The organism is Paenibacillus amylolyticus, from assembly GCF_003719335.1.
In the GTDB taxonomy this organism is placed as follows: Bacteria; Bacillota; Bacilli; order Paenibacillales; family Paenibacillaceae; genus Paenibacillus; species Paenibacillus amylolyticus_D.
On record NZ_RIAS01000013.1, the window covers coordinates 154,246 to 177,010 of the forward strand.

Consider the following 22,765-nt stretch of genomic DNA (forward strand, 5'->3'; position numbering starts at 1 on the left):
ACTCCGATCTATCGTTTAGTGATTTTAACCTGAAACGTTATAGGACCCTGTTCGATATATTCCCAGTCAAAGCCGTCAGGATGTGTCGATTGAAACTGGAATCGGAGCGGTTTTGGATCGTGATCGTTAACGAGTAACATCGCTTCCTCAGACTGAAGAGCTTCGAACGTTTCAAAGATGATTTTATGTTTCAAATGAGGTGGATACTCTGTGGCATTAATGGTTGCAGCATATGTGTTCATGGTTCATTCCTCCAAATTGGGATTAGTGTGGTGTTGCAACTTGATTATAGAAAAGCAGACAGGAGGGCTGTGTGAGCCTGCTCACACCTTTATTTTTGTCATAATCTTGCCTTATTTTATCTAAAATCCTGTTTGTAAAAGGGTTCTGAAACTTTCGTAATTATGCAACTGTGCGTTATGTTTCAGTTCTTGTGATATTTTGCACAGTTAGCAGAGCCGGACATCATTATGCTTAAGCCCATGATTGACAGTACATGTGAGGAAGCGAGTGTTCTCCTTCAGCCGATGTCAAGAAAGCACCCAAGAGAAAGGAGGTACGTGTATGGAATCAAAGCTGATAGACCCGTTTGGACGTGTGCATGATTACTTGCGTATATCCGTTACGGATCGTTGCAATCTGCGGTGTGTGTACTGCATGCCGGAAGAAGGAATGCAGTTTGAACCGACAGAACGCATATTGTCCTACGAAGAAATTACATCGATTGTCCAGGCACTTGCTCCGCTAGGCATACGGAAACTGCGATTGACTGGCGGAGAACCTCTGGTTCGCAAGGGGCTGGATCAACTGGTTGCGATGTTGTCCGCTATTCCAGGGATTGAAGACATTGCCCTGACAACCAATGGCATATTTTTGGAAACTTATGCCGAGAGGCTGAAGGCTGCCGGTCTGACACGCGTGAACATTAGTCTGGACTCGCTCAAGCCGGAGCGATTTGCCCGTATTACACGTGGCGGTAAGCTACATCGTGTGCTGGAGGGTATCAAAGCCAGCCAGCAGGTTGGATTCAAGCCAATCAAGCTAAACGTTGTACTGATGAAGGGTGTAAATGACGATGAGGTAGAGGATTTTCTACGTATGACACTGGAGGATCCGATCGATATTCGTTTTATTGAATATATGCCCATCGGAGATAGTGGAACCGGTTGGAAGTCGAGTTATTTGCCGCTTGAACATGTACTGAAGACTTGTGGTACCAGATGGAACTATGAAAGCTGCGGTGATGTGTATGGCAATGGCCCAGCAGATAGTTACCGGATCGTTGGAGCCGCTGGAACATTCGGTCTGATCCATCCGGTCAGCAGTCATTTCTGCGGAAGTTGTAACAGGCTCCGCTTAACGGCCGACGGTAACATTAAGCCTTGTCTGTACTGGTCGGATGAGTACAATGTTCGCCCGCTCGTCGGCAACGACAAAGCGGTGCGGGATTTGTTTTACAAGGCGCTCGGCTCCAAACCCGAAACTCATGACATGGTAAAAGCCTTAAAAGGGCAGCAGATTAACGGAACACCTACGCTGCGGCATATGTCGCAGATTGGAGGATAGGAAAAGCAACAAGTGCTTTAAGTAGAGAGAATCGAAAGCAGTTTGAGCTCGGACGCAATCTCAAGTGCCAAATCGCATCAACAGGTCGCAATTGTGGGAGGACAACAATGAGCAGCAAAAGCATGCCCTGGATGGGCAAACTGAAGTATTTTGCCAAACGTGAGAAAAACGCGGAAGGCTGGAGTGAGATGTCCCCGGTAAACCGGGACTGGGAAGACGTGTACCGTCGCCGATGGCAACATGATAAAGTGGTGCGTTCTACACACGGCGTGAACTGCACAGGTTCGTGCAGCTGGCAGATTTATGTGAAAGATGGCATCGTGACATGGGAAACACAGGCGACGGACTATCCATCCACCGGACCGGATATGCCTGATTTCGAACCGCGGGGATGTCCCCGTGGAGCAAGCTTCTCATGGTACTTATACAGTCCGTTGCGTGTGAAGTATCCTTACGTACGTGGTGCACTTCTGGAAATGTGGCGTGAGGCTCTGAAGGCGCATAGTGATCCTGTAAAAGCATGGTCAAGTATCGCGAATGATCCGGTGAAAGTGAAAAAATACAAGTCGGTACGCGGTAAAGGCGGACTGGTTCGTGCGTCATGGGGCGAAGTAACACAGATTATTGCTGCTTCCATGATTCATACGATCAAAGATTACGGCCCGGACCGTATCATTGGTTTCTCTCCGATTCCAGCGATGTCCATGGTGAGTTATGCCGCCGGATCACGTTTCTTGTCTCTGGTGGGCTCACCACTGCTCAGTTTCTATGACTGGTACGCGGATCTGCCGCCGGCATCCCCGCAAATCTGGGGAGATCAGACGGACGTGCCGGAAAGTAGTGACTGGTACAACTCAGGATACATTTTGGTCTGGGGTTCTAACCTTCCAATGACCCGTACACCGGATGCCCACTTCCTCGCTGAAGCACGTTATAAGGGGACAAAAGTGGTATCCATTAGTCCGGATTACGCTGAATATGTGAAGTTTGCAGACACGTGGATGTCCGTAAAACAGGGGACAGATGGCGCTCTTGCCATGGCGATGGGACACATCATCCTGAAAGAGTTTTATCTGGATCATCCTACGGATTACTTCATGTCCTATGCAAAACAATATACGGACTTCCCGAATTTGTTGATTGTCGAAAAGAAGGATGGCGTAAATGTTGCAGGCCGCTTCTTGCTAGGGGAAGACCTTGGCATCGAGGGCAACAATATGGCATGGAAAACCCTTGTATACGACGAAAATACCGGAACTTATGCGATTCCAAAAGGCAGCATGGGCTTCCGATGGGGTGAAGAAGGCACGTGGAATCTCAAAATGGAGCAGGTGGATACGGGCGAGCCGATCGAACCAAGACTATCCATGCTCGGTGTGCATCATGATCTCGTAACCGTGCATCTACCTTACTTTGATGATGAAGGAAGTCACGTAATGGAGCGTCAAATCCCGGTGCGCCGCATCTGGGTTGAAGATCGCTGGATTACGGTTACATCGGTATACGATCTTGTGCTGGCGAAGTACGGGGTTGATCGTGAAATGACGCGTTCAGCAGACTCTACTGAAATCGTTGCAGGAGTTGTTCTGGAAGCGGAAGAGGATAAGCCATTTACACCTGCTTGGCAGGAGAAAATTACCCGGGTTGAACGGGATACCGTCATTCAGATCGCACGTGAGTTTGCACAAAATGCCGTCGATACGCAAGGCCGCTCCATGATTATTATGGGTGCCGGAATCAATCACTGGTACAACTCTGACGTGATCTATCGCGCTATTATCAACCTGCTACTGATGACAGGCTGTCAAGGGGTCAACGGTGGTGGTTGGGCTCACTATGTCGGTCAGGAGAAATTGCGTCCGGCGGAAGGATGGCAGACGATTGCGTTTGCACGTGACTGGAGCGGACCTGCCCGTCTGCAAAACGGTACATCCTTCTTCTATTTTGCAACAGATCAATGGAGATATGAGGAGACCAAAGTCGGGGATCTGACCTCGGCACTTGAGGGTAATCCGCGATTCGAGCACGTTGCTGACTATAATGTTATGGCTGCACGCATGGGCTGGCTTCCATCTTATCCGCAATTTAACCGGAACTCGATTGATTTGCATCAGGATGCACTGGATGCGGGAGCAAAAACGAATGAAGAGATCGGAGCTTACGTGGCATCCGAACTGCAAAATAAAAATCTGAAATTCTCCATTGAACAGCCGGATGACCCGGCGAACTTCCCGCGTGTGCTGTTTGTCTGGAGAGCAAACCTGATCTCAAGCTCAGGCAAGGGACATGAATATTTCCTCAAGCATTTGCTCGGTGCCACGAACGGATTGCTGAATGATGATGATCTCGGACTTCGTCCGGAGCATGTGGAGTGGGTGGATGATGCACCGGAAGGCAAGCTGGATCTTATGGTCAATATGGACTTCCGCATGGCGGGTACAGCGATGTATTCCGACATTGTACTTCCAGCAGCAACATGGTATGAAAAAAGCGATCTGAGCAGTACGGATATGCACCCGTTTGTGCATCCATTCAATCCGGCGGTTGCTACACAGTGGGAATCCCGTTCAGACTGGGATACGTTTAAGGAGATTGCACGTGTGTTCTCCGATATGGCTGCACAGCAGTTCGATGGTCCGCAGAAGGAGATTTTGACTACACCGCTGCTGCATGATTCACCGGATGAACTCGCGCAGCCGTATGGTGAGATTAAAGACTGGAGTGCAGGAGAATGTGAGGCCATTCCGGGTAAAACGATGCCGCATATTCAGGTCGTAGAACGTGACTATGCTGCGGTCTACAACAAAATGATCAGCCTTGGGCCAAATGTGAAGGATAAACCGATGGGTACGAAAGGTATCTCTTGGTCTGCAACGGAGGAATACGAGAAGCTGAAAGGCATTTTGGGTGTGAATCGCAAAGATGGCATTGGACAAGGATGTCCGGATCTGAGCTCAGATCGTAATGTTGCTGAAGCGATTTTGACGCTGTCCACCACAACAAACGGCAAGATGGCTGTACGTGCTTGGGAGTCTCTGGAGAAGAAAACGGCGTTGCATCTGAAGGATCTGGCAGAAGAGCGCTCAGAGGAATGTTTCACCTTCGATGAGATTACGTCGAAACCGAAAACGGTCATCACATCACCAGCATTTAGCGGATCGGAAAAAGGCGGACGGCGGTATTCACCGTTTACAACCAACGTAGAACGGCTGATTCCATGGCGTACATTGACGGGCAGACAGCAGTTCTATATCGACCATGCGATGCTGCGTGAGTTCGGTGAGACGCTGGCGACCTTCAAACCGATTCTGAAACATACACCGTTCCATCCAAACAGCAAACGTCCGATCGAGGGCGGAAAAGAAATCGTATTAAACTACATGACACCACATAACAAGTGGTCTATCCACAGTATGTACTATGATGCACAGCCGATGTTGACCTTGTTCCGTGGCGGACCGACGATCTGGATGAATCATGAAGATGCTGAGGACGCCGGTCTGGTGGATAATGACTGGATCGAATGTTTCAACCGTAACGGGGTCGTTGTGGCAAGAGCAGTCGTCACACACCGTATTCCGCGCGGAGTAGCATTTATGTATCACGCTCAGGACCGTCACATTAACGTTCCGGGTACGAAAATATCACAGACACGCGGTGGTACGCATAACAGTCCGACTCGTATTCACGTGAAACCAACGCATATGATCGGTGGTTATGCCCAGTTAAGTTATGGTTTCAACTATTATGGCCCGACAGGCAACCAGCGTGACCTGAACGTCATCATTAGAAAACTGCAGGAGGTGGATTGGCTTGAAGATTAAAGCACAAGTCAGTATGGTCATGAACCTGGATAAATGTATCGGATGCCATACATGCAGCGTTACATGCAAAAACACCTGGACGAATCGTCCAGGTGCAGAGTACATGTATTTTAACAATGTCGAAACGAAACCAGGTGTCGGTTATCCGAAACAATGGGAGGATCAGGAGCGTTATCGCGGCGGCTGGGAGATGAAAAATGGCAAGCTGGAGCTGAAATCCGGTACACGTGCCAGACGTTTGCTTAACATTTTCCACAACCCGGATCAACCAACGATTGACGACTACTACGAGCCTTGGACTTATGATTACGAAAAACTGACCAACAGTCCGGAGAAAAAACACCAGCCGGTCGCCAGACCGAAATCCCAAATCACGGGAGAGTACATGAACCTCGAATGGGGTCCAAACTGGGAAGATGACCTCGCCGGTGCTCATATAACGGGGATGGAAGACCCGAACATGAAAGGTGTCGAGGAATCGATCAAAATGGATTTTGAACAGGTATTTATGATGTACCTGCCGCGAATCTGTGAACACTGTCTGAACCCGTCTTGCGTGTCCTCTTGTCCATCAGGTGCCATGTACAAACGGGAAGAGGACGGCATCGTACTGGTTGACCAGAATGCTTGTCGTGCATGGAGATTCTGTGTATCCAGTTGTCCTTACAAAAAAGTATATTTCAACTGGCAGACGAACAAAGCCGAAAAATGTACACTATGCTTCCCGCGGATTGAAGCGGGTCTGCCAACGATCTGCTCCGAAACTTGTGTCGGACGTATCCGTTATATCGGTCTGATGCTCTATGATGCAGACCGCATTGAAGCGGCAGCATCGGTTGAGAATGAAAAGGATCTGTATGAGTCACAAATGGATGTTTTCCTTGATCCGAATGATCCTGAAGTCATCCGTGAAGCACGGGCAGCAGGCATTCCAGAGGACTGGATTATAGCAGCGCAGCAGTCCCCGATCTACAAAATGGTGATTGACTGGAAGATCGCACTTCCACTGCACCCTGAATACCGCACGATGCCAATGGTATGGTACATTCCGCCGCTGAGCCCGATCACGAACCGGGTAGAAGGCCAAGGAAGTTCGCTCGAAGCAAACGATATTTTCCCGGCCATTGATAACATGCGTATTCCGGTTGAATACCTGGCGAACCTGCTTACGGCCGGAGATACAGGGCGTATTCGTGAAGTGCTACGCAAAATGGCTGTCATGCGGATTCATATGCGTAACCAGCAAACCGGCAAAACGAGTGAATCCGACTTGCTGGATAGGGTAGGCATGAGTGCGCAGGAAGTTGAAGATATGTATCGTCTGCTCGCTATCGCGAAATATGATGATCGCTTTGTAATCCCGCCAGCTCACCGTGAGGAAGTAGCGGATCTCTTCAGTGAACAAGGCAGCTGCGGTCTAGACTTTGCCGGCGGCCCGGGTTCTTGCGGCGTATTCTCATAGGAGAGGAGACAACAACGATGACAATTGATATCGATCCAGAACCAATCGTGAAGCCGGAGTATGACACGGAAACAAGACGAATGGTCTGCAAACTGATCTCCTATCTGCTGCAATATCCGGATACCGAGTGGAGAGAGGGATTACAAGGTGTACAGGAGGCCGTTCTTTCGATCGCTGATGAAGAATTGAAGCAGACCGTGTTAACCTTTATCAGCAATGCACAGGCTCTAGATGCCATTGGGTGGCAGGATGCATATGTTCGTTCGTTTGACTTTGATAAAAAATCGAATCTCTATCTCACCTATGCTTTGCATGGGGATGAACGGGATCGCGGACCTGCGCTGATTGATTTGAAGCGCAGATATGAAGCGGCTGGTTTCTATATGGAGTCCACCGAGCTCCCGGATTATTTGCCTATGGTGCTTGAATTCATTGCCGAGGCTCCGGAGCAAGATGCTATCGGAGTTCTGGGTAGTTGCCATAAAGCGCTGGTGTCAATGACTGAAAGCATTGCAGAACAAAACAGTCCATACGGGCCGCTCCTTACGCTGATGTTACAGGTGATGCCCGAGCCGTCTGTTTCGGACGTACCTGAGCCAACCCAAGAAGAACAGAAACAACCTCTCGGCGGTCTGAACGAGATCGTTGAGCTGATGAGGAGGGGCAGTCGGTGAGTACACTGGAATTAATGTTATGGGGTGCTCTCCCGTACATGGTCATTGTGTTTTGCATCACGGCGACCATCTGGAGATATGTAACCAACCCGTTTAGCTGGACATCCAAATCAAGTGAGATGTTGGAGAAACGGTTGCTGCGATGGGGAAGTTTGCTCTTCCACATTGGCATTTTCGCCGTCATCTGCGGCCATATTGCCGGATTGCTTGTACCGATCGAATTTTATCACTGGATCGGTCTGAGTGACGAAGCCTATCATATGGGAGCTGTATTCGGCGGACTACCCGCAGGCATTATTGCATTTGCCGGTTTAGTTATTCTGTTAGTACGCCGCTATACGGCTCGTAGAGTGCGCGCAACAAGCAGTGTAGGGGATTGGCTAGCCCTTGCTATGTTAATCATTGTTATTGTGACTGGCATTCTGGCAACATCCGCTAATGCGGTAAACCACAGTGGATTTGATTATCGTACAACGATTAATCCATGGCTGCGCGGACTTCTTGTCTTCCAACCTGATCCCGCACTGATGCAAACTGTGCCAATGAACTTCAAAGTTCATATCTTGCTTACATTTGTGCTGTACTGTGTGTTCCCATTCACACGTCTCGTTCACATGTTAAGCATGCCGCTCGGATATCTCAGACGCAGCTATGTGCTCTATAGAAGAAGAGATGGAGCTATATATCCGAATCAGAATCAAGAACAACAAAAGGAAAGGGCGATGTAAATGCAACAAAAAGGTAAAGTTCAGCTGCCCTTGCAAACCGCAAGTTTGATTCTAGGTTTCATGGTATGGGTGATTCTGTCATCACTCATGCCTTTCATTAAGGAAGACATCGCACTTACATCGTCTCAGTTGGCCTGGGCGACGGCCATTCCCGTATTGATCGGTTCGGTTGCCCGCATTCCGATTGGGTATTGGACGAACCGATACGGGGCACGTAACATTTTTATGATCAGCTTTGTATTGTTACTTGCTCCTGTATGGTGGGTCAGCCGTGCAACATCTTTCAGTGATCTGGTTATTGGGGGATTTTTCCTCGGGATCGGTGGAGCTGTGTTCTCTGTCGGAGTAACCTCATTGCCGAAGTATTATCCCAAAGAGCGTCACGGTTTTGTGAACGGGATCTATGGTATTGGTAATCTGGGCACGGCGCTGTCGGCATTCGGAGCCCCTTTGATTGCTGCTCAGGTGGGTTGGTCCAAAACCGTATTATTTTACAGTATTCTTTTAATTGGTATGGCGGCACTCAACTTTGTGTTGGGAGACAAAAAAGAAACACGTGTCACGCTTCCTCTGATGCAGCAGCTAAAAGACGTATCACGTAATAATAAGCTGTGGCTCTTGTGTCTTTTTTATTTCCTAACGTTTGGTTCATTCGTGGCGTTCACCGTCTACTTGCCGAATTTCCTGGTAACCAATTTCCAGATGGATAAGGTTGATGCCGGGCTTCGCACCGCAGGATTCATCCTGGTCGCAACAATTATGCGTCCGGTTGGCGGATGGTTGGGTGATAAATTTAATCCGTTCAAAATATTAATGTTTGTATTTGGCGGATTGACGGTAGCCGCGATTGTGTTGTCCTTCGCGCCATCCTTCTATATCTATACGGTAGGCTGTCTGACGGTTGCGCTTTGCGCAGGGACGGGTAATGGTACAATTTTCAAATTGGTGCCTATGTATTTCGTCAAACAAGCAGGTATCGCTAATGGTATGATCTCGGCTATGGGTGGTTTGGGTGGTTTCTTCCCTCCATTGATGCTGACGTTGTTGTACAGTATGACAGGACATTATGCGATTGGATTCATGGCATTATCCCAGATTGCACTTGTAAGTCTCGTACTTGTCATCTGGATGTTCTATCAGGAGAAACTTCAACTGTCTGCCAGTATTTTGGAGAATACGATTGAAGCGATTCTGGTGACGGATACGAACAGTGTTATTCGTTCTGTGAATCCAGCCTTCACGGCCGTTACAGGATACACGGCTGAAGAAGCGGTAGGTCAGAAGCCGAGTATGCTGAAATCAGGCAAGCAGGATAAAAAGTTCTATGACCAGTTGTGGCAAGAATTGCGTGACAAAGGATACTGGCAGGGAGAGATCTGGAACCGGAAGAAAAACGGTGAGGTTTATCAGGAATGGCTTAGTATTACAGCGATTCGTAATGAAGCTGGAGAAGTCAAATATTACGCGGGTATGTTCAGTGATATGAGTAAACCCGATCTAACGATTGCCTGAATAGTGCTTTGAACGGAAGAGTTTTGAAAAAGTGATCCAACATACAGCAAGAGACCTTAACTTGATTTACAGTGGTTAAGGTCTCTTTTTCACAAGTGGTAGTCTTTACATTCTACAGATGAAGAAGAGGCAAGAAGAGGAAGGTGCAAGAAGAAGCCAGCCGTTATGCTCAGGCGTCTCGTTGTTCCTTTAAAGCTTGCAGGTTATGAATGATGATGCGACTGCGATCAACCTCAAGCAACTCATCTTTGGAGAGCTGGTTCAGCAATCGATTGGCCGTTTCCCGAGTCGTTCCAATGGAATTGGCAAACTCCTGGTGGGTCATGGGCAGATTGATGATGATCTTATCTGCGTGTTGCTGACCATGCTGTTCTGCCAGCATGAGAAGAAAGGAGAGCACACGATTACGCACATCCTGACCGGATAGCACTTGTAGTTTGTCTTGTAATTCGCGTATTTTGTCGCCGAGCACACGCATGATTTTAATCGCTATCGAAGGCGTGCTGAGCATAAGTCGCTCAAAATGCCGGACAGGAATCGCCAGCAGGCTTGTTGGCGTAATAGCAACAGCGGTAGCAGGATAGGGATGCGCATTGAAAAATCCGGTGTGTGGGAACATATCTCCTGTTTTAAGAAAGGAGACAATCTGTTCATGCCCGTTCTCGTCCGTTTTGTACGCTTTGACAATGCCGGTACGGATGAAAAACACTGCTTCTTTTTCACTGCCTTCACTAAAAATCACTGTTTTTTTACTGATGCTTCGGGATATGGCGATTTCTTCAACCTGTTTCAACTCTTCGGGGCTAAGATCCTGAAAAATAGGGAATTGCTGCAGAAATTCTGCTGCGTTTTCTTTATTTACCCGCGTCATACGTGCTCATCCTCTCTATATGCTTATTTTTATAATGATCAATCGGATCGGAGGTTGTGATTGAATTGAAAAGCAATGCAAGTTCGAACTTAAAACCAATCGTTATCCCTCATGAACACGGTGGGTGGGCGATGGTCAGTGTGCCTTTTCTCGTCGGTGTGGCGGCAAGCAGCCCACAATGGCTTCATGTGCCTCTCTTCATAGCCTGGCTTGGCCTTTATCTGACCGCATATCCTTTGCTGCAATCGCTCAAACGTAACGCGAATCGGCAACGCTTATACACATGGGCCGCCATATACGGCACGGTAGCTTTGGCCTGTCTCATCCCGGCCGTCGTTGGTCAATCCTCGTTGTTATGGTTCGGCCCCATGCTCGTAGGACTGCTCTTAGTTAACATCTGGCATGTGAGACATAAGGCAGAAAGATCACTGACCAATGACCTTTGTGCGATGCTGGTTTTCTCCCTTGGCGGAGCAGCAGCTTATTTAATTGGCAGTGGTGAATGGGATTACGGCATGTTGATCGTTGTGTTATTTTCCTTTTTACATTTTACAGGAAGTACGTTCTTTGTGAAATCGGTCTTTCGGGAACGCAACAATCCGCGCTGGATCAGGTTGTCACGTCTTGTGCATGTTATACTGCTGTTCATTCCGGCTGTTGTCGGGTATCCATGGATGGGGCTGGCCTTCGTTTACTCTGCTGCGAGAGCGTTTCGATATGCAGGTCAAACTTTCCGCCCTATGAAGGTGGGCATTATAGAAATCATTGGAGCGGTGCAGTTCCTGCTCTGGTTCATCCTGCTATAAATCCATCATGTTATCATAACGTGATTTAAGTCCATATCAGGTGACATAGGTCACATCGTCATCGGATTGACATGGAATGATGAATTGTTAAGTAGAGGGGTTGCTTGTTTAACCGATTATTTTGTGAAAAAGAAGCCCGCTGGATGAAGTGATTGTTTTTGATCTGTCACTCCGGGTTAATGGGAGATAAAACAATCTGAAACAAGGGAGGGCCTACCCGAATGTGGACTGCATTGATGTGGGGCGGCATCTCCGCTTCGGCGGTTGTAATCGGCGCGCTTGCCGCATTATTCATGAAGATCCCGAAAAGGGTTATCGGTTGGATTATGGCTTTTGGAACAGGCACGCTGATTGGTGCAGCAACGTTTGAGCTTCTTGGAGATGCATTGAATGATGGAGGCATGCTGCCAACCGCTATTGGTTTTACCGCAGGAGCTGTGGTGTATATCCTCTTTGATTGGCTCATCTCGGCCAGAGGTGGTTCGGATCGGAAACGTTCCAGCAAGAAGGATTCAAGTCAGCAGAGTGGACTCGGTATATTCGCAGGTACAGTGATGGATGCTATTCCCGAATCTATCATGCTGGGTGCCAGTTTGCTGGCAGGTAAAGGTATCAGTGTGGTGCTGGTGGTATCGATCTTTGTCAGTAATATTCCTGAAGGTTTATCGAGTACAGTGGGACTGAAGAATAGTAAATATAGCAAAGGTAAAATTCTATTACTGTGGCTTGGTGTATTACTTATTTCCGCACTTGCCGCTTTAGGCGGATATCTGTTTCTGGAGCAACTTCCAAAGGAGATGGGAGCAGCGATTGGTGCTTTTGCCGGAGGAGGCATTATCGCCATGCTTTGTTCGACGATGATGCCTGAGGCTTTCGAAGAAGGGGGCCCGGTGGTAGGGTTAATCGCATCGATGGGTCTACTGGTGTCCTTGCTACTGGATATTTAGTTTTGGGTATACTATGAAACTTGATGTGAAACTTCATAATAAAATGCTTATTGCATCAAACCGAACTCTAAATCTATCAGTGTCGACAGCTCCAACTTCGTAAGGAAAGCAAAAGAGTATCCCTCAGTTCGATTCTGAGTTGGATACTCTTTTCTTACAGATAGATGAAATTTTAACTTATTGAAATTAATGACCCGAGCAGTTTCCACCGCATCCACAAGCTTCTTTACCTAGTTCTTTGGATTCTGGCAGACGATTTAATTCAACGGATTTAGTAAAATAGTTGCTGATCTGCTGATGCAATTGGCTGAATTCACGTTGCGCATAGATGAATCTGCGAATGAGCGGATGATCGTAGAGCGCACGTTCTTCCTCTTCATAGATTTTGATCTCGGATTCGAGCAAATCAATATTTTGACGCTCTTTTTCTTCAAGAGCCTGATGTTTCTCCATAAAGCGTTCATATTGTTCAGTCGCTTGCTCGTCTGCGGCAAACTGATCAATCATCTCACGCATCTCTTTGTAGCCTTCATCCTGTAATAGTAAGGAGCACAGCTCCTGCATTTTATGCATAATGATTTGTTTGTCCATCTTCACAACAGTAGTCGTCATAAGGGTAGCCTCCTGAAAATTCTTTTCTTGTTATTCACTTTATACTGTATATCAGACGTTCACTGTGACGATACTCACAACCCTGGTTAAATAGTTTACATATTAAACGAGACAATTAGTCGATTATGAGATCATATCTTTCAATTCTTGCAGTTGAAGAATACGAATCTCGTTCCCGTTTACTTGGAGCAAGCTTTGGTGTTGCATCATGTTTAATTTCCGGCTTAACGTCTCCGGGGTAATTCCTAAGAGCAAGGCTATATCCTTTTTGAAAGCAGGCAATCGAATCTCATGGCCTGCACGATTCCGGGTATGGAAATCAAGAAGAAGCTTCGCAATTTTTTTCTCCGTCGTCATAGCGCTGAGGGAGCTGTTCCACTCGTCGGTCTCATTGAGCAGACGGGTGATGGCAAGCAAGAAATGATAAGCCAGCTTGGGATCATGCTCAAGTAATTGATTAAAGTCCTGCTTGCGGATGGAGCATATGGACGAGGTCTCCAGAACCTCCGCATTGGATTGATGCGGTGTCTGATGTAGTAATGCATTCTGTCCGAAAAAATCGCCAGAGAACAGAAAGCGGATAATATGCTCTTTGCCATTTTCATTATATTTGGATAGCTTTACACTGCCTTGATGGATCACAAAAAGAGTATCTGAACGTTCGCCTTCTTGAACGACATGTTCTCCTTTATGATATTTGCGAGTATGAAGAAGAGAGGTCAGTAATGTAGCTTCCGCAAGATCAAGATGTTGAAAAAGCGAAACTTTGGAGAAACAGGCATCATTTTTCTCATGGTCACAGATCATCTCATAATCACCTCTCTATGTTCCCAAAATGAATATTTGTACGTTGTGAGTTTTCAGGCTGTATTTATCACCTTGCTCCTAAATGACGAGATTTCCCCATTAATGCGCCATCGTCTCACCACCGTGATTTTTACCATCTTTCGTGACACGGAGCACGGCAGAAGCACCTTTGTCTACATGTTTGAATTGGTGGGTTACGATGGGATAGTCACCTTCCTCGGTGACCGTAAACTCAACGACTGCGCCTCCGCTGGCAGGTAGCATAACGGTCTGGATCCCGTACTCGATGTTTTTTGGATTCCCGTCCTTGTATACCCGATCCATAATTGTACCTACAACATGGAAGGAAGATACTTCATTTGGACCAGCGTTACTGACATAAATACGAACGGTATCTCCTACTTTGGCCAGCAGCGGATGTTCTTTCAAAGTACAGGTATTGCCATTAAAAACAACATACTCGGGTTCCCCGTTGACAAATGAATTGTAATCATGCTCTTTGTACCATTCGCTTTGCACAAGGGTATACGAACGATCAACGAGATGATCCGAAGGGTATCCTGCCTTGGGTTCCACAATGATCATGCCGTACATGCCGTTGGCAATGTGGGCGAGGGTCGGTTTGCTGCCGCAATGATACATAAATACGCCAGGATTGGAGGCCGGATAAGTGAAAGTACCTTCTTCCCCCGGCATCACATCAATGAATTTATTGCTCGGAGAAGCATGAACGGCATGCATGTCCATGGAGTGATTCATGCGTGTATCTTTATTTTTCAACGTAAAAACGATCGTATCGCCTTCTTTGACCCGAAGGACTGGGCCAGGTGAAGTTCCATTAAACGTCCAGGCGTTATAAATGAAACCTTTTGCAATTTCAATATCGGTCACTTGAGAGGTCATTTCGATATATACGCTTTGGCCATCTCTACGAATAATTGGATCAACGGGCGGTTGGCTGGGTGCAGTACTGGAGAAGGCCTCTTCATTTTGGCTCTGCTGAACTGGACTTGTAGAGCTGCAATGAGAGAGAGCCGCGGTAAAGATGGTCAGAATGAGCGTATATTTATAGATGTTGGGAAACGAGAGAATAGAATCACAACCTTTCAACTAACAAGTGATGATTTTCACAAAAACGTACTTGTGAAAGTAATATTTCAGGAATCTCCTAAGTCCAGATTACGATATCAATGGGATTATCGGTGTGATGAAGCACACATTTGTGTAGGACTAAGGACGTTATTTTGAGACAGCGCGCCTGCATTTGTTGTGCTTGGGTAAAGAGTTTCATATAATTTTATGAACGGCTCATTTGGAACAATGTGGGATGAACGACGGATTCAGCGTAAGGTTCAATGAAAGGAGAGGTTGAATGTGAAACGTTTCGAAGACGAACCAGCATTTAAATATAGCTATTACGCCGTGCTTAACCGGGGAGAGCGAGTGGATGTCAAATGTCCAGAATGCGGCGGGCACGCTTATATCGAATGTCGTAATCGAGAATTGCAATGGAAATGTAGCGAATGTTACGCTCATGCGGTCAAAGAACAAGACTACGAGTATACGGGCAAAGGATATTGTTCGGTATGTGAGCGCTGGTATAGTGTGGTGGTGAAGGATGAGAAGGTGACGCCTCATTCGTTAGTACATATCATATGTCCGCACTGCGGGGCTAACAATCAAGCTAAAATGCATAAACGAGCGATCAGCCGAGGGTATTATCAGGAAATTCGAAATGGCAGAGACCCCATCTTTGATCTGGAACTATATTTTCTAGACTACATCCGTGGCAAGCAGATCTGGGCTGTAAATCGTGAACATCTGAGTTATTTGATTGCTTATATCTCTGCTGATCTCCGGGTGAAGTATGGCGGGGTGATGATTAAGACGGCCTCCCACAGCATACCTGCTTATATTAAAGAGGCCAAGAACAGGCAGGCTGTGACTCGTATCTTGACTAAAATGCAAATGCAGTCTAACACAAAATAGATCCATCATGATCAACATGAACAGGGGAAAAAGAGATGAATAAACGAATTACAATTGGTGTTACATTGTTTGTGATTGCGATGTTATGCATACCTGCTTATTTTATTATGCAGACATATGGTGTATTTCAAAAAGAAAAGGTGTTATCGGGCTACGCCATTGCTGTGGATGTCGAAGGTAAATCTTATCAGACATGGCCGCTCATCAACGGCTTTACGGCAATGGACAAACGAGGAGACGATCGTCAACTGTACTACCGTATTGACACGAGCGGTCTGCAGTATTTGTTTCAATTGGCTTATAAGGAGTTCGAGGTTCGAAAGGGGGGAAACAACCCGTATTTAGCAGGTCAAATTGATTACTCGCAGACGGATCATATGTATGTGCGTAGTGAAAACAAATACACCAATGCCAATGACTTTGTTACGGTAATCACGCTGCTGGACCGTGAGGGAAAGGTGATCTATACCTATGAACAAACGGGTAAAGGGGACGATAAGCTGGTGAAGTCTATCATTCATCAAGGCATGAGTCGGTCTAGTAATCACGGCACGGAAGCAGCTCGTGATCCCTACCTGAATATTACGGCGTTGTTTCGTGAAAAGCTGGGTATCGATGTAAAACTGACGGTGGATGATGAACATAAGGTTGTCACAATTCGAATGAACAAAGCGGAGGTAAAATGATGAATTTGTATGGTGTAGAGCATGGACCTATATATCTGCAAGGGCTGACAAAGAGTGTGACGGCAGAAAAAACACATGAAGTGGAATGGCAAAGAAAACTGCAAACCGGCGATGGGCATGATCAGTTTCATATTTTTTATTATGGTGACCTGGATGAAGATGATCTGATTATGTGGCATGATACGACACCGTTGTTGGTTTATGCAGAACACTCGGTTACTGGGGAACGTTATCTGCTCATTGATGCGGCGAAGCATGGTTACGATGCGATGTTGTGTGAGACGTATCCCGAGGAAGAAGTGAACAACAGGCCGCTTCGTCCTTATCTCGACGTTGAGGGTGAGGATACATTTGAAGTGTTTCTGACGGCATATTACAACGTGCCATGGGATGAAGAGTTTGGCGAGGATGTTGAGCCGGATGGGACGTATGAGCTGATAACAGGTGAACGTGTGCATTTCAATGAGGTGAAGCGAAATGGTTATGATGCTTTTGCCATCCGTATTCGTAATCGCAAAGGCGTAGAAACTGAAATCGTACAGGAAGAGTTGGCCTAATGTGTTTTGTCGATCGATCTTATAGTTAGGAGCTGATGCTGAATGTATATCGTGTCTCGTATGTTAAAGCCTGTCTCTCATCAGGAACTAGAGCGGGTACAACAAGCGCAATCCGTTCGCCTGCCTTCGGCTTACCAACGCTGGATGCAGCAATACGGGGAAGGAACGTATTCAGGCTGGATGAACATTCAGCGTCCCGATCCTGAGGTTTTAAAATCATTTGCAGAATATGATCTCTGGGAGCATACGGACGAAACGGTCATCAGCCAGCGCCAATTGGAAGAGTGCATTAGCATTGGAAGTTCAGTAGATGGCGATTTCCTGGTTGTTCATGCAGATGTGGAAGGTCTGATCTGGCTCCCGCGGCATGATGATCAGATTACGGTGTGGCCGTCGAACGAGGTGTCGTTCGCTGATATTCTTGACCATATCTACTGTGGATATTACCACAGGGACGAGTCGTTCAGACCTGCGTATTTCGAACCATGGAACGAGGAGCGGCAACATTTTTTTTATCATTTTACAGGTAAAGAGGACGGAATATCGATGAAAGAACTGGCAAATCTGTGCCAGTCGCACTTTTCATGGGATCTGGTCATTGATAATGAATACACGTGCAAGCTGTTCAGCGCTATGATTGGCGGGTATGTTCGTTTTAATATGGCGAGTGAACGCGAAATTGTTTTATTTTATGAAGTAAATAATCATCCTACTGAGGCGCAAGAAGCGCAGAAGCAGGTGCGGACGATACAACAGTTTTTGCAGGCACATCATTGCACTGCATTGAAGTAGAGAACAGCAGAGGGCGAGGTGATTTTATGGATTGGCTGGATACAGAAATAGCGGAACAGTGGCGTAAGGAAGGCAAGCGGTATGCCAGCTATGTAAATGCATTTGTACATAAAATGCTTCAGGGAGAGCATCCGGATGAATCTGAACTGGCAGATGATTCCCGTCATTCGCTCAGCTCCAAAGTGATGATAATGGTGAAACAGGCTAATCTCAAGGGTGAGCTTGGGCGGCTTCGAGAAGAATTACCTGCGGCAACATGGCCGCTGAGCAATCATTTTCAGGACTCTATGCAGGCCGTTCAAGTTGTAGGTTATTTGAATGAGGATACGATGCTCTGTAATACAGGAGTATTGTCGAATAACGGGCGGGTATACACGATGGATCAGCAGGGATGGTGGTGTAGTCCGGATTACACGTTTGCAGGATGTTCAGAAGGCGGCGCTTACGTAGCTCTGGCGAATCATGAAGGTGTTCACGTCATCCGTGAGCCGGGTCGCAAGCTGGAAGGTGAGCAAGTGGCATTCTACTCTTGGGACAATATCAGGGATCGGATCAAAGCTCAATTGCCTGAAATTGAATCCCTGGCAGATACTATACATCCCGAGAACACGATCGAAAAGCTGCTCCCCATGGATCAAGGGCAGGCGCTGCTGCTTCAATCCAGGTACGGCATCTATCTTGTAGAGCAGGAACAGGTGATCATTCTTCATCCCGATGTGGCGGAGATTCAGGAGTACGAATATGAAGACACCCAGCTGTCTATGGGACATGCCGCGGTATCTTCTGATGAGCGCTGGATTGCCTGGGGAAGCCAGATGAGCAGCCATACGGTTCTGGATCGGGAAAACAACAAGACGTATGAGGTACAGCCGGAGTCCAGTTATCCGCATTGTGCGGCATTCAGCCAGGACAATCAAGTTGTTTGGTTTAATGCTTGTCACTTCTACAACGGAGTAACGATTCAAGTTCCACTAGACAACATTACTGATCGTAAACAGGATGAAGAGTGGCCTATCATGGACGAGAATGCACGTGTGTATGCCATGATTGAGATTGAGGCAGGTATGGTGATTGGTGATGCATACGGTTATTTGTATTGCATCAACCGCGAAGGACAAGAGCTGTGGCGTCATTTTGTGGGCTCAACGATCTATTCCCTGATGGTGTCACCTGAGCAGTCTCAGCTTGCTGTTGGAACATATGGCGGTATGCTGCACATCCTTGATCTGAATTCGGAACGGATGGACGAATACGGAATTGGAACAGGTACTCTGCGTGAACGGGAGCGTTACGTATTATGGCGTGAACAGGAACCGCTTCGCTGGTAGCATAGGCTGGCAAGCTTGAATGAATGATACTGATTTTGCTAAAGGATGATGAGATGGAACGTCAAGAGGCTATAGTGTTGTTAAAATATCACGCCTTTGCTCACGATGATGTGAATCATCCGAAAATGGAACATGGCTTTCTTGGAAGCTTACGTCCGTTTCGCGGTCAATTGATTGAAGAGAACTTCCATGAATTAATGCGCATATTACGCACGCTCGCTCCAGATCTTTCGAATGCTGCATTGGATCGGGAAGTGATCGCTTGCCTATGGAGCATTACTCATCTGGCGAGGGCTTGGGCGATTGAACCCGAAGGCATGCTTCGCAGTAATCATCTCATCTCAGATGAGCAGGTTGCAGTGATGGAAGAATGGCTTAATCTGTTCTCGTATGCAGTCATGATCCTGATTGAAGGCGGCGATGAACAAGAGGCGTTCTGGGGATATGAACAATATGTGTTGGACCGAAGTGCGGAGAAAGGTGAAGGTGACGGGATATGAAGTCTGGAGTGGATACTGTTATCAATGATCTACGGATAGAATTGAACCATCTGTTAGACCTGAAAATACAAGATGAAGAGATTCGGTCGCTCTATGACACATATCTTCAATTAGCAGGGGCATCCGAGGCTGAACTGGATCAGTTCGAGAAACAGTATGGGGTTCGCCTGCCCGTTGATTTCCGTGCTTTCTATCGCCATACGGATGGCAGTGGTTATGGTCTGCATATGTTGTACCCGGGGGATATGGAGCAAGGCTCATGTAATCCGTTCTATCTGATGTCGCTAGATGAGATTGTGGAGACCAAACAATATTTCTGTGATGTGGATGAGAAGCTGGAGGAGCATTACGGGGAAGAAGAAATTAGACAATTAGATCCTGAGATCAAACCGTATTTGTTCCACAAATCATGGATTCCTTTTGCCACAATGGCTGGAGGTTCGCTCTACTTGCTGCTTGATTTTGATCCAGCAGAGGCAGGGACATATGGACAGATTATTATGTATGTGCATGATCCAGACTTTGTTTATTACGTTACATCATCGTTTACGGAGCTTCTCCGGATGTCTAACCGCAATTTGAATCTAATGGATGAGATTGAATACTAGGGCCCTAAATATTCGTTGTAAACCACGATGGATATAAAAAGTTGAAATAGCCAAAGGCAGGAGCTGTTGAAGCAGTTCCTGCCTTTTGGCTAAAACGTAAATCCTTCAAGTTCTACCACTGGAAAAAACGGTGACCATGAAATCCGCCGGGACCTCCAGGCCCACCGGGTCCGCCCGGTCCGCCGTGGCCCCCGTGCCCCCCTGGACCGCCGCCGTGCGGGCCTCCCGGATATCCCGGATAATGTCCTGGATAACCGCCGTGCCACCATGGTCCAAGCCCCCCTATGGGAAAAGGAAAAGGAACCACGGGTGGATAAGGATAGGGGTACGGATAAGGGTAAGGTGGTGGTGGGGGAGGTGGCGGATAATAAGGATAAGGATAAGGATAGCCTACAGGTTGCTGGGTTGATGTGGAACCTGGAACATATGACATATCACAAGCCTCCAATGTATGGATTGATGATATCAGCCTATGCAGATTCGTCGCTCGCTGACACAGCGACTTAGTCCAGTCGAAATGGGCTCACCGATCTAGGCGCTGGGCATACGCTGAGGTATAGGGTCTAACCTAAACCGAGAGAGAAGGGCAGGCGTTTTATTTTGGCAACCTCGTACATGGATTTCACTTTACCGACTACACAGTTTACGTATGATCTGAGCAAAAATCCGCTATTCAAGAAAGATGAGCACAATTACATCAATGCACTTTCGGTAAAACAGCTCAACACGTTGGGCAACACCTCTTTATTGGATATTTTTCTAAGTGCAGGCAATGTCGTTGAACCTCACATTCATCAAAACGCAACTGAGCTGGTTTATTGCATCAGCGGTGCGGCCGTTGTTTCCCTTATTAACCCGTTCACGAATGAACTGCTTCATTTCCCGCTTACACCAGGGCAAACCGCTAATGTACCGCAAGGATGGTGGCACTATGAAGTGGCAACGGCAGATCACACACATCTGCTCGCGATCTTTGATGCACCTGTGCCTGAAGCGATCTTCGGCTCTGATATTTTGCGGCTGACGCCTGCGAATGTGCTGGCTCACACCTATTGTCTGGATGTACACAAAGTACAGGAAGCCTTGGCTCCAATTCAGAAAACGGTGATTATCGGCCCGCCAAAAGATTGTAAAACGCAGGTTGCTCCGACATCCAACCATATGCCTAATGTAGGACCAAACATCCAACCAAACATCCAACCAGTTAATATCCCACCTAGCATCAAGACGAATATTGAACCAAAGATCGAACCTAGTGCTCAACCGAATATGCAACCGAACTTACAGCCTAATATACAAGCCAACATGCAACCGAATATCCAACCTGATATGCCTCCATTTGTAAATCGTCTTCCACATTGGGGTACTTGGGTAGATCCACGTATTATCCACGAACCAGGTTGCCCATACTATAGCGAACTCCCGGTACAATTAAACTCGGATGATCAGGTGTAAATTAAATTGAATAAGACTCCCCTATGTATTCCTGGTTAAGGGCGTTCAACTCCGAGCGCCTTTTTTGTTTTTTATCATTTTCCCTCACGAGATGTCACAAACTTCATGCGTTATTTGTCTTCAGTATGTAGACCAAATGAGATCAGAAGATGGAGGAGAATGAATATGAATTTACGTATGAACTACAGAGCGGCAAACCCTGGTGCTTTCAAAGCTATGATGGCGATGGAGCAACATGTATCCGGGCAATTTGAGGATAAGGTGTTATATGAGTTGTTGAAAATCCGTGTGTCTCAGATCAATGGCTGTGCCTTTTGTATGGACATGCATGCTAAAGACTTGATGAAGCTTGGCAATTATGGAGAGCATATTCTTTTGTTAAGTGTGTGGCGTGAAGTGCCTATATTTACGGAAAAACAACGTGTTATGCTTGAGATGGCCGAGGTTGTGACGCGAATTTCGGAGCATGGGGTTCCGCTTGAGCTATATAATAAAGTTCGTGAACACTACAGCGAAACTGAAATCGTTAACCTGATTATGGCAATCAACTTGATTAATAGTTGGAACCGCATAGCCATTACGACAGGCATGTACCCGGGTTGTTTTAACTAAAACGATAAACGAGAAAAATAAATGCTAAACAAACCAAGCCAGAGGAGGCGATCCTATGCAGTCGAATCTTAATTCTGATTTTAATCAACAAAAAAATATACCGGAACCGTCTTCTCTGGATGTTGGTGCGTTATATATACAGTATAAAAATTATGCTTTCTCCATCGCCTATCGTATGCTCGGCAGTGTGACGGAGGCGGAAGATATCGTTCAGGACTGCTTTGCAGGACTTCAGATGATGACGAATGAGCATATCCATCAACCGAAGTCTTACATCGGGAAAATCATTGTGAACCGCGGTTTGAATCTGTTAAATTCTGCTCGTAACCAGAGGGAACATTATGTCGGGGAATGGCTTCCTGAGCCGATGGGTGTTAATGATTGGGTAAACGTGCCAGAAGATACAGTACAGCAAAAAGAAATGATCTC

Annotated in this window: 23 protein-coding genes and 1 pseudogene; 18 read left to right on the top strand and 6 right to left on the bottom strand. The window is 46.8% G+C overall.

Annotated features, from left to right (window positions below):
- Window positions 1-8: 8 nt before the first annotated feature.
- Window positions 9-242: a DUF2249 domain-containing protein gene (locus EC604_RS21555; RefSeq protein WP_123066114.1), complete on the bottom strand. Its 234-nt coding sequence runs from the start codon at window positions 240-242 to the stop codon at window positions 9-11.
- Window positions 243-564: 322 nt separating this feature from the next.
- On the opposite strand from EC604_RS21555, the gene moaA reads away from it, so the two are divergent.
- From moaA to EC604_RS21585, 6 genes are all read left to right on the top strand, one after another.
- Window positions 565-1,566: a GTP 3',8-cyclase MoaA gene (gene moaA, locus EC604_RS21560; RefSeq protein WP_123066115.1), complete on the top strand. Its 1,002-nt coding sequence runs from the start codon at window positions 565-567 to the stop codon at window positions 1,564-1,566.
- Window positions 1,567-1,673: 107 nt separating this feature from the next.
- Window positions 1,674-5,390 (top strand): nitrate reductase subunit alpha, encoded by a 3,717-nt coding sequence (locus tag EC604_RS21565; protein WP_123066116.1) that lies wholly within the window; start codon window positions 1,674-1,676, stop codon window positions 5,388-5,390.
- Window positions 5,380-6,852 carry a nitrate reductase subunit beta gene (gene narH / locus EC604_RS21570; protein ID WP_123066117.1) on the top strand — a complete coding sequence of 491 codons (1,473 nt, stop codon included), beginning with the start codon at window positions 5,380-5,382 and terminating at the stop codon, window positions 6,850-6,852. Before EC604_RS21565 ends, narH begins: the two co-directional genes overlap by 11 nt.
- Window positions 6,853-6,869: 17 nt before the next feature.
- Window positions 6,870-7,526, top strand: a complete 657-nt coding sequence (narJ, locus tag EC604_RS21575) for a nitrate reductase molybdenum cofactor assembly chaperone (protein ID WP_123066118.1) — start codon at window positions 6,870-6,872, stop codon at window positions 7,524-7,526.
- 14 nt (window positions 7,527-7,540) lie between these two features.
- Entirely contained in the window at window positions 7,541-8,254 is a 714-nt protein-coding gene (gene narI / locus EC604_RS21580) for a respiratory nitrate reductase subunit gamma (RefSeq protein ID WP_123066143.1), read from the top strand.
- Complete coding sequence (locus EC604_RS21585) at window positions 8,255-9,766, top strand: nitrate/nitrite transporter (protein ID WP_123066119.1); 1,512 nt, start codon at window positions 8,255-8,257, stop codon at window positions 9,764-9,766.
- A 169-nt stretch (window positions 9,767-9,935) separates the two neighbouring features.
- Here EC604_RS21585 and EC604_RS21590 read toward each other — a convergent pair whose 3' ends face one another.
- Window positions 9,936-10,637: a Crp/Fnr family transcriptional regulator gene (locus EC604_RS21590; protein ID WP_123066120.1), complete on the bottom strand. Its 702-nt coding sequence runs from the start codon at window positions 10,635-10,637 to the stop codon at window positions 9,936-9,938.
- Window positions 10,638-10,693: 56 nt separating this feature from the next.
- Here EC604_RS21590 and EC604_RS21595 point away from each other — a divergent pair, with 56 nt between their 5' ends.
- Together EC604_RS21595 and EC604_RS21600 are read left to right on the top strand one after the other, a co-directional pair.
- Complete coding sequence (locus tag EC604_RS21595; protein WP_275670047.1) at window positions 10,694-11,443, top strand: YwiC-like family protein; 750 nt, start codon at window positions 10,694-10,696, stop codon at window positions 11,441-11,443.
- A 221-nt stretch (window positions 11,444-11,664) separates the two neighbouring features.
- The gene (locus EC604_RS21600) at window positions 11,665-12,390 is read left to right on the top strand and encodes a ZIP family metal transporter (RefSeq protein WP_123066121.1); all 726 of its coding nucleotides are present in this window, start codon (window positions 11,665-11,667) and stop codon (window positions 12,388-12,390) included.
- Window positions 12,391-12,576: 186 nt separating this feature from the next.
- On the opposite strand, the gene EC604_RS21605 is transcribed toward EC604_RS21600, so the two are convergent.
- The 3 genes from EC604_RS21605 to EC604_RS21615 all read right to left on the bottom strand — a co-directional run bounded on the left by EC604_RS21605 (window position 12,577) and on the right by EC604_RS21615 (window position 14,919).
- Complete coding sequence (locus tag EC604_RS21605; RefSeq protein ID WP_123066122.1) at window positions 12,577-13,002, bottom strand: YlbF family regulator; 426 nt, start codon at window positions 13,000-13,002, stop codon at window positions 12,577-12,579.
- Between the two features lie 123 nt (window positions 13,003-13,125).
- Window positions 13,126-13,809: a Crp/Fnr family transcriptional regulator gene (locus tag EC604_RS21610; RefSeq protein WP_123066123.1), complete on the bottom strand. Its 684-nt coding sequence runs from the start codon at window positions 13,807-13,809 to the stop codon at window positions 13,126-13,128.
- A 99-nt stretch (window positions 13,810-13,908) separates the two neighbouring features.
- Window positions 13,909-14,919 (bottom strand): multicopper oxidase domain-containing protein, encoded by a 1,011-nt coding sequence (locus EC604_RS21615; RefSeq protein ID WP_240037077.1) that lies wholly within the window; start codon window positions 14,917-14,919, stop codon window positions 13,909-13,911.
- A 264-nt stretch (window positions 14,920-15,183) separates the two neighbouring features.
- On the opposite strand from EC604_RS21615, the gene EC604_RS21625 reads away from it, so the two are divergent.
- Genes EC604_RS21625 through EC604_RS21655 form a run of 7 tightly spaced genes read left to right on the top strand, consistent with a single transcriptional unit; the run spans window position 15,184 to window position 20,269 of the window.
- A complete protein-coding gene (locus EC604_RS21625; RefSeq protein ID WP_123066126.1) occupies window positions 15,184-15,798 on the top strand; it encodes a hypothetical protein in 615 nt (204 codons plus the stop codon).
- A gap of 35 nt (window positions 15,799-15,833) precedes the next feature.
- Window positions 15,834-16,484, top strand: a complete 651-nt coding sequence (locus EC604_RS21630) for a hypothetical protein (RefSeq protein ID WP_123066127.1) — start codon at window positions 15,834-15,836, stop codon at window positions 16,482-16,484.
- Entirely contained in the window at window positions 16,484-17,041 is a 558-nt protein-coding gene (locus EC604_RS21635; protein ID WP_240037078.1) for a hypothetical protein, read from the top strand. The genes EC604_RS21630 and EC604_RS21635 overlap by 1 nt, the downstream gene beginning before the upstream one ends.
- A 42-nt stretch (window positions 17,042-17,083) precedes the next feature.
- Entirely contained in the window at window positions 17,084-17,833 is a 750-nt protein-coding gene (locus tag EC604_RS21640) for an SMI1/KNR4 family protein (protein ID WP_123066129.1), read from the top strand.
- A gap of 26 nt (window positions 17,834-17,859) precedes the next feature.
- Window positions 17,860-19,161, top strand: a complete 1,302-nt coding sequence (locus EC604_RS21645) for a hypothetical protein (protein ID WP_123066130.1) — start codon at window positions 17,860-17,862, stop codon at window positions 19,159-19,161.
- 53 nt (window positions 19,162-19,214) lie between these two features.
- Window positions 19,215-19,661 (top strand): hypothetical protein, encoded by a 447-nt coding sequence (locus EC604_RS21650; RefSeq protein WP_123066131.1) that lies wholly within the window; start codon window positions 19,215-19,217, stop codon window positions 19,659-19,661.
- Window positions 19,658-20,269, top strand: coding sequence for an SMI1/KNR4 family protein (locus EC604_RS21655; protein WP_192895142.1), 612 nt, complete (start codon window positions 19,658-19,660; stop codon window positions 20,267-20,269). The genes EC604_RS21650 and EC604_RS21655 overlap by 4 nt, the downstream gene beginning before the upstream one ends.
- A gap of 112 nt (window positions 20,270-20,381) precedes the next feature.
- Here the strand turns inward: EC604_RS21655 and EC604_RS21660 are convergent, their stop codons facing one another.
- Window positions 20,382-20,702: a hypothetical protein gene (locus EC604_RS21660; protein ID WP_123066132.1), complete on the bottom strand. Its 321-nt coding sequence runs from the start codon at window positions 20,700-20,702 to the stop codon at window positions 20,382-20,384.
- Between the two features lie 182 nt (window positions 20,703-20,884).
- On the opposite strand from EC604_RS21660, the pseudogene EC604_RS31070 reads away from it, so the two are divergent.
- The 3 genes and pseudogenes from EC604_RS31070 to EC604_RS21675 form a co-directional block, all read left to right on the top strand.
- Window positions 20,885-21,403 (top strand): annotated as a pseudogene (locus EC604_RS31070) (cupin domain-containing protein); the annotation flags it as partial.
- Between the two features lie 486 nt (window positions 21,404-21,889).
- Window positions 21,890-22,336, top strand: a complete 447-nt coding sequence (locus EC604_RS21670; protein ID WP_123066134.1) for a carboxymuconolactone decarboxylase family protein — start codon at window positions 21,890-21,892, stop codon at window positions 22,334-22,336.
- A gap of 55 nt (window positions 22,337-22,391) precedes the next feature.
- A partial coding sequence (locus EC604_RS21675) for a sigma factor (protein WP_275670048.1) occupies window positions 22,392-22,765 on the top strand: 374 nt, incomplete at its 3' end.